Source organism: Sulfolobales archaeon (assembly GCA_038897115.1).
GTDB lineage: Archaea > Thermoproteota > Thermoprotei_A > Sulfolobales > AG1 > AG1.
Genome location: JAWAXC010000009.1, coordinates 1 through 16,887, shown reverse-complemented (window position 1 = coordinate 16,887; position 16,887 = coordinate 1). Strand labels below are relative to the sequence as shown.

Annotated in this window: 9 protein-coding genes and 1 CRISPR repeat array; of the genes, 3 read left to right on the top strand and 6 right to left on the bottom strand. The window is 40.0% G+C overall.

All coding sequences use genetic code 11. The features are described from left to right. The first annotated feature begins 461 nt into the window (after positions 1 to 461). On the top strand, positions 462 to 2,114 hold the full coding sequence (locus QXE01_02490) for an ABC transporter substrate-binding protein (GenBank protein MEM4970102.1): 1,653 nt from the start codon (positions 462 to 464) through the stop codon (positions 2,112 to 2,114). A 347-nt stretch (positions 2,115 to 2,461) separates the two neighbouring features. On the opposite strand, the gene QXE01_02485 is transcribed toward QXE01_02490, so the two are convergent. The 3 genes from QXE01_02485 to QXE01_02475 form a co-directional block, all read right to left on the bottom strand. Next, positions 2,462 to 3,859 (bottom strand): hypothetical protein, encoded by a 1,398-nt coding sequence (locus QXE01_02485; protein MEM4970101.1) that lies wholly within the window; start codon positions 3,857 to 3,859, stop codon positions 2,462 to 2,464. A 10-nt stretch (positions 3,860 to 3,869) separates the two neighbouring features. Then, the gene (locus QXE01_02480) at positions 3,870 to 5,132 is read right to left on the bottom strand and encodes a DNA methyltransferase (protein MEM4970100.1); all 1,263 of its coding nucleotides are present in this window, start codon (positions 5,130 to 5,132) and stop codon (positions 3,870 to 3,872) included. 180 nt (positions 5,133 to 5,312) lie between these two features. After that, a complete protein-coding gene (locus QXE01_02475; GenBank protein MEM4970099.1) occupies positions 5,313 to 5,522 on the bottom strand; it encodes a hypothetical protein in 210 nt (69 codons plus the stop codon). Between the two features lie 899 nt (positions 5,523 to 6,421). Between QXE01_02475 and QXE01_02470 the strand changes: the two genes are divergently transcribed. Continuing rightward, positions 6,422 to 7,039: an ATP-binding protein gene (locus QXE01_02470; protein ID MEM4970098.1), complete on the top strand. Its 618-nt coding sequence runs from the start codon at positions 6,422 to 6,424 to the stop codon at positions 7,037 to 7,039. A 242-nt stretch (positions 7,040 to 7,281) separates the two neighbouring features. Here QXE01_02470 and QXE01_02465 read toward each other — a convergent pair whose 3' ends face one another. After that, positions 7,282 to 7,821, bottom strand: a complete 540-nt coding sequence (locus QXE01_02465) for a hypothetical protein (GenBank protein ID MEM4970097.1) — start codon at positions 7,819 to 7,821, stop codon at positions 7,282 to 7,284. Between the two features lie 269 nt (positions 7,822 to 8,090). Then, the gene (locus QXE01_02460) at positions 8,091 to 8,639 is read right to left on the bottom strand and encodes a hypothetical protein (protein MEM4970096.1); all 549 of its coding nucleotides are present in this window, start codon (positions 8,637 to 8,639) and stop codon (positions 8,091 to 8,093) included. Between the two features lie 536 nt (positions 8,640 to 9,175). Here QXE01_02460 and QXE01_02455 point away from each other — a divergent pair. After that, positions 9,176 to 10,102, top strand: coding sequence for a hypothetical protein (locus QXE01_02455; protein MEM4970095.1), 927 nt, complete (start codon positions 9,176 to 9,178; stop codon positions 10,100 to 10,102). 130 nt (positions 10,103 to 10,232) lie between these two features. Next, positions 10,233 to 15,456: a CRISPR direct-repeat array (repeat unit 24 nt; unit sequence CTTTCAATTCTATAGTAGATCATC). 521 nt (positions 15,457 to 15,977) lie between these two features. Here the strand turns inward: QXE01_02455 and QXE01_02450 are convergent. Further along, a complete protein-coding gene (locus QXE01_02450; GenBank protein ID MEM4970094.1) occupies positions 15,978 to 16,139 on the bottom strand; it encodes a hypothetical protein in 162 nt (53 codons plus the stop codon). Positions 16,140 to 16,887: the final 748 nt, after the last annotated feature.

The window sequence follows — 16,887 nt, the reverse complement described above, 5'->3', positions numbered from 1 at the left end:
GCAACGCCCTCTCAACACTAAAATAATGTAGTGAATTCTAGGCTATATCCCGAGTTATGGCTTATTCTCCTATATCTTGGTCTAAGTTCGCTATTCCTAATTCCCCTCAATACAAGATTCAAAGCTACGGTTTTTCCTCTCGAAAACTTCTAACCTTTTTCTCTTTCATAGTTCCCTATTGGCCCATATTGGGCATGCTAATATATATCTCTCGTCAGCAAATCCTATTTATATTTATGCTCTTTAATAGCCTCTAATTATTATTCAGGTTCTCAGCTAAGGCTTCCGGCTATAGAGGGGTGTCATAATTATAATAAGATATATCTATTATACCGAATTAATGATCGAGGTTATATTGGTGTTTTAAAGGCGTTTATTAATGATCTTAATAAGGATTGGTTAATGATATGTTTTTGATTAGGCTTTATAATGTTTTATTATATATTTCTGGGGAGAGGGGTATGGGGTATAAGGCGTTATCCAGGGTTATGTTGGCTGGCATTATTATTGTTATAGTATTGGTGGGGGTTATATCGGCTATAAGTCTGCGGATTATTCCTCCTGGTGGAGGGGTTTCGCCGACTCCCCAGGTTACAACAGCTGTTGGGGGTGAAAGAACTGCTACACAGATTGTTACTCAGGCTACTCAGATCAGTAAGAAAGATCTTTTAAGAGTAGCTATAGGAACGGATCTTGATACTCTTGATCCACATGGCCAGACTTCGATAGTAGTCTATAATGTTCTAAGACATGTATATGAAACCCTTCTATGGTTCGATGATAAGGGCAATGTTATTCCGTGGCTTGCTGAGAGGTGGGAGGTATCGCCGGATGGTCTTAGCTATACATTCTACCTTAGAAAGGGCGTTAGATTCCACGATGGCTCCGAGTTTGATGCATATGCTGTTAAAGCAAATATTGATAGGTGGATAGATCCATCGGTAAGGGTTCCATCAAGATCTCTTGTGGGTAAGATAGATAGGGTCGAGATCATAGATAATTATACAGTAAGGATATATCTTAAAGAGCCATATAGCTTATTTATAAAGGCGATAGCCTATTTCGTGCTTATAACTAGCCCCAACGTTATTAAGAAGTTTGGTAATCAGAGTATATCTGAGGTTATAGGTACTGGGCCTTATAGGTTTGTATCTTGGGAGAAGGGTAAGAGGGTTGTTCTGGAGAGGAATGATGATTATTGGGGGCCTAAGCCACCTATAAAGAGGATTGAGTGGCTAGTAATACCGGAGGCATCTACAAGGCTAGCCGCTCTACTAGCAGGTGATGTAGACTTCATATATGCCCCACCACCCCCAGATTTAGATAGAATAGCTAGTGATCCCAGGTTCAATGTTTACACCCCTGTTAGCAATGCATATCTACATCTAAGCATCATTCCTAGAGGACCGCTAGCAGATCCTAGGGTTAGGCAGGCTCTCAACTATGCTATAGATAAAGAGGCTATCGTGAAAAACATATTATATGGGCTGGGGATCCCGGCTGATTCTGCTGTGCCACCTAATTTCTTTGGCTATGCTAGGATGGAGCCTTATCAATATGATCCTGAGAGGGCGAGAAGACTCCTGGCCGAGGCGGGATATCCGAATGGTTTTAAGATGGTGATTCTCCACCCAACAGGTGGATCTGGCTTTATAAATGATAAGGGTGTTGCCGAAGCTATACAGGCCTATCTCTCTAAAATCGGGATCCAGGTAGAGCTCAGAACAGGTGACTGGCCCTCATATATAGCAGAGCTTACAAAGCCTCTAAAGGATAAACAATATGACGCAGTGCTAAGGCTATATGGCCCAGCTATTGCTGATGCACACTTCCTACTATACCCACTTCTACACTCAAGCCAGAGAGACTACCCCAACATCAATAACTACTCAAACCCCGAGGTAGATGCATTACTAAGCCAAGCAGCCTCAGAGATCAACGCCACAAAAAGAGCAGAGCTATATAGAAAAGCTATAGAGATAGTATGGAGAGACGCACCATGGGTATTTCTAGCAGCACAGAAACAATTCTACGCGGGGACAAAGGAGCTAAAAGGAATATTCATCTTCCCAAGCGGACTCCAGATATACTTCTACAACTCCTACTTCTCCTAGATAAACCTTAAAAGATTTTTATCGCATTTTATTTTATTACAGTAGCTCTATAAGTGAAATCTCTTAATATAGTTATTATAGGTTCCCAAATATTATGTAGTTATCTGCTGTAACTAATTTTTGTCTTACTATCACTTCTTCAGACAGCAGTCCTTCAAATTACCAATACCCTTGACAAGCTCTGCAAGAGCCCCCTAGCATTCTCCTTTCATCTTAAGCCTTCTTAAGCTAAACATTGGCTTACTTTACTTTGATTTCAGCCTATGCTTTAGGATCGTATTAGGAGGGATATTGTAAACAATGTAGAGAGCTTTCTCCTTCTTTATCTAGCTTATCACTAATTACTTTCAGGTATCTAACCATTTATTTAAAGATATTTCGTGATTCGTTCTAACTTTTAGATCCTCCCACCTACATTTAGAGAAGTTTTTATCATTCATAACTTCAAGTGTTAAATATAGCGATAATACAGCTGTGCATATGTATCTTAAATATCTATAAGCTTTTGTGATGTCATTAGTTTCCAATAGTCTAAGCTCTTCATTGTGCTCACTAATTACCTTCAAGATAGCATTCGAGAACCTATCTATGATTTTGTTTAGTTCTTCAATATATTCTTCAAACAATAGCTTTTCATTTTCGCCTTCATTATAAAGTTTTTTGAATTCTTCAAAGATCTTTTTCAATTCATTATCTGTTCTTGCTATTTCATATATTCTTGATACATTTGTTTTTCTGAGCTCCTTGGCTATTTTAAGCTCGTTTATTGCTAGTGTATACATAACCCATAAATCATCAGCTATTGTGTTGCCATACTGCTTAATTAGATCTTCAAGTTTATGTCCTATAACTTCTTGGAAAAATTCGTTTCCAAGAAGTATTTTTAAACGTATCTTGAAATCTGAATCTTTCTTAGCTATACAGAACTCGTTGCTCTCTTCTAAGGAGGTTTTAAACTTTGCATTGTCTATTTCTCTACCATCGCAGAAAACATATTTGCCTCTGATCTTTGAAATCCTACCCCATATATGATTCTCCTCGAGTATGTAGTTAATTAGCGACTTTATTCTACCTCTCTCAAAATTACCTCTACTTCTTTCAATAAGTTCTTGGCTCTCATTGAACAATATAGCTATAATGAGTTCAATAACATTAATTCCTTTCTCTAGCGATGCTTTAACAAGCTCTTCAGATACTACTAAGTCTAATATCTTATTAAATTTATCTAATAATGATTCCTGCCCTGTCCTACCACCAGTATGTTCACTCATTCTTAATTCTATGAAAAGAACTTTACTAGTATTATCCTCTCTCTTTGTATGTGCAACAAAATCTATCTTGTTTCTATAGTTTCTTCTTAAATCGAAAATCTCCCTTAAAACTCTTCCCAAAGTTACATCATTGAATACAGAGGAATAGCAATTTGATCTCTCCATCCAGAATTTAATCATTTCCTCAGCAAAACCCCCTATCCTAGGACCTACAGATTGATGGGTAAGCCTTGTGAAATAATACCATATAGATGCCACTCTAGCCAAAACATCATGCTCATCCAAAAAATCATTATTTTTCAACCCTGTGAAGATTCTATCAAACTCATGGAGCTTTACCTGTATCTCGCCTTCATATAATGATCTTAGGAAGCATGGAATTAGTGTCTCAAGGGATTCCCACTGCTTAAGTAGTAGGTATCTGTCTTTAAACAGTTTCTCGGGTGTTAGGTATAGAATGTTTATGTTTCTCATAAAATCCCCTTCATTTTCTTCTCATAATTAGAAGATGTTCTGTTGGTGTTCTCTCATCTGCTAATCCGGTGGCTGGGTTCACCTCTACTTTGAACAGTCTTCGAGAGACTATTCTATCTATTAGTGTTTCTACGTGCTTAAATCCCAGGGTTTCTAGATGTTCTCTCAGTATTTCGTCTATAGGGATTCTCATGTTTCTAATCTTTACAGGGCCAACGAATATAGCCATGATCTCTACCTTGTCGTGGTTGTTGTTTATGAAGCTTGCTAGTGAGTGGAAATAGGCGTCGTATATTTGGAGGAGCTTTCCGTGGTTAAGCTTCATGATCTCTTTTCTGATTCCATGGAATAGCCTGCTGTGGATATCCACCTGTGGCGGGTTGTTATAGGGTATCTCGTGGCTCGCCAAGATCCTCAAATCCGAGCCTGTATAGCCAAGCCATACGAGTTCGAGTTTAAAACTCCTTATATACTCCTGCGCCTGTAGATAGGGTGGCGAGGTTATTAGAAGCCTTACCTCTCTATCAAGCCTTGCCCTTATGGCGTCGAACACCTCTAGCCTGTTGTTCGCCCTTCTGCTAGTCCTGATAACTATCTCGATATCCCTTGGTTTAAGAGATCTATATTCTTTAACCTTTTCAACAACTTCCTCAGCATATCCCCAGTACATTCTAACCATTCTACTCCTCCAATCTGTCTGTAGAAGAGTCTTGACCTTCTCCTCAGCATATTTGGATCTATATAGCTTAGCTATCTTCTCATCAGAATAGCTGAAGAACCTGGTAACCTTCAGCAGTGGGATCGCGATGAGATAGGCTTTAGAAACCTCCTCCAGATCTCTCGCCTTTCCATAGACCTCATAATGCCAATAGCCCCAAACCCTTGTCAAGACATTATAAAAATCCCTTGGATGCCAGTAGAATATGTTCTCCCACATAGGGTGGAACTCCTTCCCATAGCCCCAATCAAGATCAAAATCCCTCAGAGATATATCCCATCTATATAAAGAGGCTAGCGTGAGAACCTCGGTCACAGGGTTTAAATCCCATAGAACCGCATTCCTACCTGTTAGGGAGGCCTCAATAGCTACCGTACCATACCCCGCAAAAGGATCGAAAACCCAGTCCCCCGGCTCGGTATATCTCTCGATGGCATATCTAACAATATGTGGAATAAACTTAGCTGGATACATATAAAGACCATGAGTTGCATACGTAGTAGACTTTAGAGGTACTAACTCCCTGAAGAGAACCTCTCTATATTGTGATTTCACTATACCCACCCCCTCTCAACCTTAATTCTATTTATTAATGTAACTCTCATACCCTCCCACAAGATTAGCTTAGCATCTGAACACATCACCGTATTTAAGATACCGATAGAGGTAGAAGACCCACCTATACCTCCACGTCTTCGCAAGCCTGAATTCATCTCCATAACCATAATAAGAGCCTTAACCATATTCCCAACCTCTCCTTCTAACAACCACCTCACATCCCTCGAAAACCCGCTTAACCTCGCTATATGCATCAATACCTAAGAGCCTCCCAACCTCCCCAAGTATTGTTGTCCTGCAATACCTACCAACCCTTGTAATAGCTAGTACCAGCATAGCCTTTAAAGCATCCACTATAGAATTACGATAATACATATTTATAGACATAGCCATGGCTAACCAAGAACATTAAAAGAGAGCCCCTTTTAATAGAACATCTAGAAATACCAGCCTCCAGCATGCCCTTAGAAATATTAGCCTTAAAAGGTCATTCGGCATCACCAGGAAGGAGGATTAGCCATTCACAATTGATAGGAAAGCTTTTCCTGCGAAGAAAAAACCCAGGGTGCTCTGAGGCTTTGTTTGTTTAGGAAAATTCCTAAATATTTATTAGTCCTTGTAAAAATACGTAAAGCCTGCTAGATAACCATTAAGCACACCATAATTTTATGGTGAGGATTTAACGATGAACCTTATTACCTCTCTTATAGAGGATCTTCTAGGCTAGCGCGGAGAAACAGGTGGTCATATATTTAATTCTTTGGATGATAGGCTCTATTCATTTTTACTGCATAGTGCTGTTGACTACGAGGAATGAATAATATTAATAGCAGACAGAAACTTCATAATCTTATTTTTTATTGATGAGTCATTAATCGACAAAATGTTGGCTTTCATCGTAGACTTGATCGAAATTTTTTACTTCAGATCTCCATTAAAAGGACATATGGAAGCGGTTAGAGATGCGCTCGTTTCGGTGAAGAGGGTCTTTGCAGATCTGGTAACTGCAAAAAGATCTATGTAGAGAGGGAATTAAGAGTAGTAAAGACAGGTTTAACACTCTCCCTATTAACCTTCTTCTAAATATCTATATAATGATCCTTTCATTCTAACAGGTAAGAATCGCATCATACAGGATTGGGATGTCAATAAGTTAGTAGACAGCCATAAGCAAACCTTTCTACTTACGACACCATACGAGGTATGCGTAGAAGTGTAGCCTAAAACCGCCGGCTTGACTATATTTCCTCTGGCTTCAGACAATATAAGCCAGGTTATCTAAGACTATGGTTCAGATGTTTATCTACGACCATGTTTATGCTTTGGTAAAGATATTCGGTTTTTCCCAAAAATACATCTATAACGAAAAGATAAAACCAGTAAAATCCTGTGATAAAATAAAGCTTAAGATAAAAAGTTATTCTGAGAACATGAGATTTCTAGACCCGGATATTCCAGCCGTATTCTTACATGTAGATGGCATTGAAACTGTGGAGAAAGATGGTTCAAGAGCTAATGAGATCGAAGCCAGGGTTATTAAGAAAATCGTTTCCACACTCAAGGAGCAGGGCATCACCAGCGAGAGGATAGGCATTATAACACCTTATAGAGCTCAAAGAAGGCTTTTAAAAGAAACATTAAAAGACGAAACAATAGAAATAAATACTGTGGACGCATTTCAGGGAAGGGAGAAAGATGTTATAATATTCAGTATTACCAGCACCGAAGATCTCAGTTTCGTTGAAGATGAGAATAGATTGAATGTTGCATTTACAAGAGCGAGGAAGAAATTAATAGTTATAGGAAACATTAGATCTATTGAAACGCACGGAAAAGATCTACTCCCAAAGTTCGTTTCCTATATCAAACAGATAAATGGGCTCTACTACTGGAGCTCCTCATAAGTCTATAGAAATAGCATTCTTTGAAGATGGCTACACCTTACTACGTCTATCGATATAATTATTGTAGGTTATGAGGCAGGGATTTGGTATTATAAATTTATCATTAGTTGGTTCGTCCAAGGATTATTGAAAAGCTTTTCATTGAACAAATATCCAACGATTATTTCCTAGCCCTCTTTATTCACAAATATGGGAAAGGTCTGAACATTACTATATAATTCAAAGTTCACTATGTGATAAGATCATGATGTTAGCTGTTTCACATATTCTTTGAAGCCATTCCATTTTGCCACCGAGACTAGCTTTCCGGGATATCTGCCTATGCGTATGCCTCTTTGCATAGCCTTTCTGAGTGCTTCTCTTAGTCCATAGTTAAGTAGGTGCCTTCTGCTATAGACATCATCATCGTCAGATACGATTAACATGTATGAAGGTGTATAATAATCCTCAGATCTAGTTGTATGGGTGTGGATAAAACAGAATTTTGCGTATGCTAGAGCTGCATATCTTAGCATCTCAGCATCTTCTCGATCACGTTCGATAAGCACATTATACCATAGGCGGGCTAGATCCTCATATACTATGGCCCTCGATATATCTAATGATCTCTGATCATTATCGCTAATTAATTCCAGCCAGCCTTGGCTAATAGCGTTGTTCAGCTCATCTATGAGTATATCTGCAGATTTTCTATCAATGACACTAGATTCGGTACGTAATATATGCTTCGCCATCTCTAATAGATGTGACGCTGTAGCTACTTTGAGCACTCCTAGCTCCATCAGCACTCTGATTCTAGACCTCTTACCATAAGGATTGAAATGTTGATGGCTTAGACTCCTAGCCAGCCGTATAAGGGCATTAGCATCGAGAAAAACATGGGGGTAGATATGCTTTTCACCTTAAATTATTGACTTAACTAGAGTTGCAGATATAGAAATATAGATTAAGGTTTCTATAGCCCTGTTGAATCTCAGGAGTAACAACCAGATCAGATCCCAACTAATTTGAGGGCTCATATTTAATCCTGCTAGCGAGCATTGATTATCACTTATATATCAACTATCATATCTTTTTCCTCCAGTTTCTTGACATGTTCACGTGCTTCGATGAGTTTCTGTACCTCGGTGCCATAGACTAGTGCTTTGATCTCGGGGCCTCCGATGCCTAGCAAGCCGTTGACGAAGCCTTCTAGCTCATCGCCAGTCATATATCTATAGCTGAGCGCGAAAACAACTCCTCTGTAGAGGTCATCATCCATTCTTCTCACAACGCCGAGAACCTCGTTGAGAGAGACTTTCACAGAGTATATATTGATATCGACATGCTCTAGAAAGCCCTTCTCCACAAGCCTATCCAGGATCCCATAGATATCCTTGCTAGCAACACCATAGAGGTATACATGGAAGCGTAGCCCGAGACGTGGGTTTCCCCGCAACCTTATACCATTGCTATCCACCTCTTCAGCATACGATGCTAGAAACGCCAGCTTGGTAAGCTTCTTAGCATCACGACCCCTATTAAATATTCCTCTCTCATCGGCAAGCCCGGCGATCAAGGCTAGAACCGCGATCTCATCTCTGCTAAGGTTGGCAAACAATGCAAACCCCACCTCAATAATATCTGCTTAAACTTATAATATTATAGCTCCTCCCCGCCCTAAAGAAGCAAAGGATTCTGCTGGTGTCTCGAGCATTACCCCTTTGCGAGGGAGGCCATCCACTAAAAAATAGAATCTTTAAAACATAAACCAGTCTTAAAGGCTGGGTTTGTCAATTGTTTTATCATATCTATGCTGGATATTCTCATGTGAAATCCATGGCCTGCTATGATGATTTAATCTAATATAGCGAGATCAGCTCTTAGTTTGAGGTTCGGTAGGGTGTTAACTATATGCTTTTGTATATAGATATGGATCTATTGTTTCTCTCTATGTTCAACTGTTTTAACAAATCAGTATAACCATTATATCTATATGGGTCTAATATTTAATTGAAGTAAGGGATGGATTGATGGGTTGTCCGTCTATGAGGATCCCTTGGTGTATTAGTTTTGGGCCTGGGCTGGAGCGTCTGGGATCCTCTGGGGAGGTAGCCCTGTCTACGTGTTTGCAACCCTTCTTGCTGGGTGATCTATATGAGATCTTCTAATGCTATGGCTATAGCTCTCTTCCTAGTCTTTTTAGTGGTTGGGGTCTCATCACCGCTAGCCCAGGTTATACTGGTTCGAGGTGGTGTGCCTTCTCCTGGGCTTTTATCGGAGGTTGCTCCTAGTGTTTTCCTCTATATAGATCCTGAGCCTATAGCCTATTATAGGGATGGCTGTGGGTATGTGCCTATATACCACTATATCTTAGCTCCATACGATCCCCTTTATAGCCCGTATGAGAGGGCTGTATTTGGAGGCTCTAGAGAGGTATCGAGTCCCCAGGGCTTGCCCCCTGCTAGCGGTGCTGGTAATCTACTCTACATCTTGGATGATATTGAAAGGATGATGTCTAGTGTAAATATAACTTATAGAGGTCTCCAAATCCTTAACACGATATCGAATCCTGTGGCGGTTGTAATGATCTCTGATCGGGATTTAGAGAAGGCTCTGAATATAAGTGGGAACCTAAGCGCTATTCTCACAGCACATGGCTTGAAGCTATATATGCGGGCGGTATCTCCAGAGACATTTGATGTGGATAGATTTATAGAGTGGAACATGGATCACCAGAGGGCTTTGGAGAATATCTTAAGAGAGTATAGCGTTAAGCTGGGGAGGAACCTAAGTATAAGCCTCGGAGGTGCTGTGGGCAGGCTTCCAATCATATCGATAGTCTATACAGATGATAAAGGCGATCTATCTCCAGACCAGATAACCGAGCTAGGCATCCAACTCGCAAAAGCTATAAGAGAGATCTCCGGATGCAAACTCTTCGCAATAGAGTATTCAGGGGCTATAATAAAGGCTAGAACGTTAGAGCCCATCATAGACTATAGACCATATGCATTCATAGCAGTAGTAACCATAGCTATTCTAGCCAGCATCTACATAATCAGCAGAAAACATAGACCCTAACACCAGAACATAGAAAGCCGATAAACATCACCACCCCACAGGCAAGGTATTCAGCTATAAAGGGCTATCACATACATACTATCCCCCTATCCTCCCAATATATCTTAACGTCGCTTCCCATCTCACTTCACTTTCAATTCTATAGTAGATCATCTAGAGGAAGTTAATGAGGAAGATTGGTTAGATACGCTGTTACTTTCAATTCTATAGTAGATCATCCACTCTATGCCCCTCGAGGCATATGGTGCCGTTTGTGAAGCTTTCAATTCTATAGTAGATCATCGGGTGTATAGAGAGCTTAACAAAGCCTTAGGCGTCCTCTATAGACTTTCAATTCTATAGTAGATCATCTAGGCTTATAATCTCTATGGTTGGGCTTTTCCCTGTGCCGCTTGACTTTCAATTCTATAGTAGATCATCTCTAAACCCCCCGCCAGGGCATAGCAGGTACAGCGGGGCAGCTTTCAATTCTATAGTAGATCATCCCTCTTAACCCCTTCAAAATAATCGATTTTTGCCCTTATAACTTTCAATTCTATAGTAGATCATCAAATACCTTGTGGCGGAAACGAAATATGACGAGAACAAGGCTTTCAATTCTATAGTAGATCATCAAAGGGCTGGATGCTTTGTGGAGAAGCTGGATGATCGGGGTCCTTTCAATTCTATAGTAGATCATCTCGGTATCGGGCAACGAGATCATTGTACAGGTCTTCGACGACCCATCTTTCAATTCTATAGTAGATCATCAGCTTTGACCAGATAATCAGTGTCGTATATCGTTATCAGCTCCTTTCAATTCTATAGTAGATCATCATGCATTCACAACCTTGGTGAATACTCTAAGCGATTTCACATCGCTTTCAATTCTATAGTAGATCATCGAACATTATTGCTGCTGCTATCAGCGGGTGCAGCTCTCTCCTCCTTTCAATTCTATAGTAGATCATCTACTGGATAGAGGCTAGAACTACCCCTAAAGCAATATGCCATCTTTCAATTCTATAGTAGATCATCACAGTAGAGAAGTTTGAGAAGGCATTCAGGCTAATGATAGCATCTTTCAATTCTATAGTAGATCATCATCACCTCACTCAACAGTTACATCGAGCGATAGAGTAGCCTCAACCTTTCAATTCTATAGTAGATCATCGCTGCCTTAGAGGGGATAATAGACGTTGAGTATGTATATACCTTTCAATTCTATAGTAGATCATCAGGAACCTATAGTAGAAGTACTTATAGACACCACCGACTTTTCCTTTCAATTCTATAGTAGATCATCGAGAGATATATGACATCACGAGGAAATTCATCGAGCATAGCTTGCCTTTCAATTCTATAGTAGATCATCATAGACAGCCCTGTGAGCATCTATCACATCCCTGATAACATCTCTTTCAATTCTATAGTAGATCATCATCGTCTTGGTTCTCCTCAAGAGCCCTTGCCACCACTGTGTCCTTTCAATTCTATAGTAGATCATCAGCCTGTCGAATAGCTTTTTCTCTATTTCTGTTAGCCTTTCAATTCTATAGTAGATCATCTTGGTTTCTCTGGCTGTTCTTCGCAGTACAGTCTGTATATGCTTTCAATTCTATAGTAGATCATCAGGGGGTGGTAGGGATGAGTGTTGCGGATTTCGGTGTGAATACCTTTCAATTCTATAGTAGATCATCTATAGCTATTATCTACTCTCAAGTAGCTATGGTTTTAAAGTAGCTTTCAATTCTATAGTAGATCATCAGCGAGGCCAGCATTTCCACCTACGGGGCCATATAATACTTTCAATTCTATAGTAGATCATCTGGATCCTCAGCAACAGATCTACTATCTTGCTCCTCGCAATACTTTCAATTCTATAGTAGATCATCTAGAAGCGATGAGGATCTTGTGTATGAGCGGGCGCTCTATATCTTTCAATTCTATAGTAGATCATCCTTAGACACCCCACTTTCATTGCAAGGGCAATAGCAAGCAAGCTCTTTCAATTCTATAGTAGATCATCCTAGAAAGCTTGACCCCGCGATTGCAGCAATAACAGCTAGTGCTTTCAATTCTATAGTAGATCATCTTTTAGAAGCTGGGCTAGCTGTGTGTCAAGTGTTTTCCTCTTTCAATTCTATAGTAGATCATCAGAAAATGAGGAGAGAAAAAGCAGAGAAAGAATGTCTAGAGTATATCTTTCAATTCTATAGTAGATCATCAGGATAGTGATCCAAGGATCAATCCCATTTAACTATGATCAGCTTTCAATTCTATAGTAGATCATCTGAGCGAGACGGAGGTACTTATCTGGTTAAAAAAGCTAGTCTTTCAATTCTATAGTAGATCATCAGCTCTGGCTTTGGCAAAGGCGTGTAGTGTCGTGTATAAAACCTTTCAATTCTATAGTAGATCATCTAGCAGTTCACAGCCTCGACGTATATGTGCAGTCCAAGTGTCTTTCAATTCTATAGTAGATCATCCCGACACTAAATATATCTGATGCCCCTTTGACAATGAGTGGGCTTTCAATTCTATAGTAGATCATCCTCTACCTGATATATTTGTTGTTGGCCCTGTGTAGCTGATCCTTTCAATTCTATAGTAGATCATCCCAAACTATAGCGTATTAGAATTATATAGTAGAGGTATAACTTTCAATTCTATAGTAGATCATCAGATAAGAAGAAGGAGTTTCTAAGTGAGTTAGAATTATGTAAACTTTCAATTCTATAGTAGATCATCGTTTATTGAAATACATTGATGATCTGTTATCACAGAAGCCCTTTCAATTCTATAGTAGATCATCATGAGGTTTGCTATGTGGGTTGCGACTGCTTTCTCACAGCCTCTTTCAATTCTATAGTAGATCATCTTGACAGTGTTCTTGTGGCGACCTATTTCACCGATGGAAGCTTTCAATTCTATAGTAGATCATCGAAAACAGAATCAAGAGAAGGACAGATTATTAACTGGTTCTCCTTTCAATTCTATAGTAGATCATCGGCCCCCTACCCTCATCCCCAGGGCTTCTGCCGAAGACAGCTCTTTCAATTCTATAGTAGATCATCTAGATCTCCTATAGCCATATCTAACAGATAGCAGAAAAGGGTGACTTTCAATTCTATAGTAGATCATCAAAAATATTTAGAAGGGGGATCCCCGCGCTAAATCTTATACAGCCTTTCAATTCTATAGTAGATCATCGGCAAGTGCTTGAGCATCTCACAGCTAGGTGGAGATATCTGTCTGCTTTCAATTCTATAGTAGATCATCCTTGTTGTATTTACACCACCTAAGCTGCCCAGCATCCTGGGCTTTCAATTCTATAGTAGATCATCCGGCCCCGTTGATGTTCTCGCCATGACACGGGGCGAGTATAGACTTTCAATTCTATAGTAGATCATCCTTGAGAGGGTTGTCGTCACAATCGTCGTCGAGATCATCGTCCTTTCAATTCTATAGTAGATCATCTATACTACCTAGCATACAACGGAAGCGTCTTCCTAGACAGAGTCTTTCAATTCTATAGTAGATCATCCGGATCCTCCATCTCCTCCTCCAACCCCTCAGCAACTTATATCTTTCAATTCTATAGTAGATCATCGCGGGTCAAGGGCTTGTTGAGATCGAAAAAGAGTATAGCGACTTTCAATTCTATAGTAGATCATCTAGAAGACGTCAGAGTTCAGATTGAGAGGAGGAGGGCTCTTCTTTCAATTCTATAGTAGATCATCAAGGAAAGATGGAGCAATATGAGCTAGAGCTAAGATTATCAAGAATAGCTTTCAATTCTATAGTAGATCATCTCCCTCCAGCCCCAGGTGTGGTAGGCTGTATTGTGTATTGCTTTCAATTCTATAGTAGATCATCATACTGGTGATAGCTGCACAGTGCCGCGGTTGAGGTCAGAAGCTTTCAATTCTATAGTAGATCATCATAGTACTATTAAGGTACTATCATAGTACCCACCACGTTATCTTTCAATTCTATAGTAGATCATCATGGGCCTCTGAGTAGCAGATTGGTGAGCAACCCAAGTAGACCGCTTTCAATTCTATAGTAGATCATCGTCTTTCTGCTTCGGCTCTTAGTGTCTCATTCCAAGAGAACTTTCAATTCTATAGTAGATCATCCACCACCAGATAACAGACTCCGTTGCACGGTATCCTGTCTTTCAATTCTATAGTAGATCATCAGAGCCCTCAGTGGACGAGTGGATCGCTTGGGCTGTCAATGCCCTTTCAATTCTATAGTAGATCATCAGCCACGCATCGAGAAAGCCATAGCTGTGCCCCTTATACACGCTTTCAATTCTATAGTAGATCATCATGTTAAGTGTTCTAGGCACTAGATATCGTGGATCCACCTGATCCTTTCAATTCTATAGTAGATCATCACAAATCCATCTCTTGTCTCTTGGTCAACTGGGACTAACGAGCTTTCAATTCTATAGTAGATCATCATAGCAATAGCCCTAAGCATAAAACGATCGAGAAATGCAAAACTTTCAATTCTATAGTAGATCATCATACCACTGATCACCTGGGCATTCAACAGGGTTCACAGGTGCCTTTCAATTCTATAGTAGATCATCATGCTGTTGGGCAAAAAGGTGGCGTGATCTATCTAAAACCTCTTTCAATTCTATAGTAGATCATCAGATATCCCTGTATTCGGGGCTCTACTAGACGCTCTTTCGAACTTTCAATTCTATAGTAGATCATCCTGAAGCTCATTGATCTATGCCTCGATTCTTATCCATCCACTGCTTTCAATTCTATAGTAGATCATCTCTTATATAACCCTCTGGGCAGCCACAGCCTCTCCCCTTTACTTTCAATTCTATAGTAGATCATCTCGCCGCCAGTCTATCTGGGTCATCCACCTTTTCGTAGTCTTTCTTTCAATTCTATAGTAGATCATCTTGCTGGGTTTTGTTGTCTGTCTAGCTGTTGGGAGATGGGGCTTTCAATTCTATAGTAGATCATCAGCGTTTTTCAAAGCAAGGCTTAGAATAGTGTATCTTATATCAACTTTCAATTCTATAGTAGATCATCTTACTACTACTACTAGATCTATATACTATTACTATTACTATTCTTTCAATTCTATAGTAGATCATCGCATCTATCTATAGCAATTCATATGTCAATGTAGGTACAGCAACTTTCAATTCTATAGTAGATCATCAGAGAAGCCCATAGATCGCCTGGCCTGTCAGACCCAGCATGCTCTTTCAATTCTATAGTAGATCATCTTATTTGGCTGCTGGCTCCCCTTTTCGGGGGTTGGTACTTTCAATTCTATAGTAGATCATCTGATCTAGTTGTGTTTTTTGATCTTGCTCAGTTCTATAGTAGATCAGTTTTTTGCTCTATTATTATTTTTCTTATTGGGGTATATAAGTGAAGATCTGGTTTTCGATCTATGTTTTTGATGACCACAATGCTTATTAGTCTCAAAGATTTTTGATCTAGATCATCCTGGGATCTTTCGGGATGATTCCTCGGGATCTTTTCCTTCTCGGATCTGTTTTGATCTTTGATCATATGATCTTTTTGATCTCCCAGGATCTTTTTCTCTATTCTATCCCGGTTGATTCTGGGATGATCTTTGTTTTTTGTTTTGCTATTCTAGCTATTATGACTCCCAGCTTTGTTGGGTGTATGTTGTTTGTTTTTCCCCTTGTTATTACTAGGTTTTGTTTTTTGAGTTCTGTTATGTGGTTTGCTATTGTTTTTTCACTCTTCTACATTATCCTCGCTAGCTGGGGTGGCGTTATCCCAGGATTCCTCACTATCGTTTCTAGGATCTTACCTTTTTCTTCTAGTTCCTCTGGTTTTTCATATTATGTTTATACTGATTATACTTCATCCTTTAGTATCTCCTATGCAGTAGGTTGCGGGGTTTTGATGCACTGTCTTTTTGCATCTCTTACAGGCTTTACAGTGGGCATTGCTATCCTATTCTCGGGCTGTGTCTTTTCATCCGAGAGGCTTCTCAATATGAAGTCCTCGTGGTAGTCTAGTGTAAATATATAGCTCGTCATATTCCTTATCAGATCCTGGTTAACGGACTATATATATCCTGGGATCTCCCGGGGATTCATCGATCCCCCTTCGACGGATCTCCTGAAACTCCTTAGAAGATCCTGGAGATCGTCTCTGAATCACCCGGGAGAATCGGGGAGGCATTACATTAATAGCTAAAAAGCAAGGTAGCTTATGCTCATCAAGAAGCCGCAGTCTAGATACCTATATTAATACTAATATCTCGGCTTACCGGCTATGTAGTTGCCCTTATTAGGATATACTGGCTTCCCTCTTGATACCCACTCATTTCTCAAGGGGGTCGGGAAGTTTCGTTGGCAGACGTCACTTGGCCTGTCTCGCAGTAGATTATAGCCTTTAGTCTCTGATGGCTACTGTGTTATTATCGAAGCTATTAGATATAGCTGGTGACGGTTGTTTCGATCAGACGCTTGATCCTTGATCACCTTTCACAATATCGGGCCCTCATCATCCTCGGTCGGTGGATATCCGCTTCCCCATCGATCGGGTCCCCGAAAAGAACCTCATCCCATATATTAGATAATATTTTTGTTTTTTATAGGTCTTATCGATATATTTTTGGTGATTCTATGCTTGTTATCTCGAGGAGGGAGGTTGAGAGGAGGGTATTGGCTATAACCTCTGAGATGGCTAGGAGGGGTTTGGACGCCCTCTACCTGGTGTCAACTGCTAATATAGCCTATACGACTAACTTCTTCCACATACCTACTGAGAGGCCTATCGCAG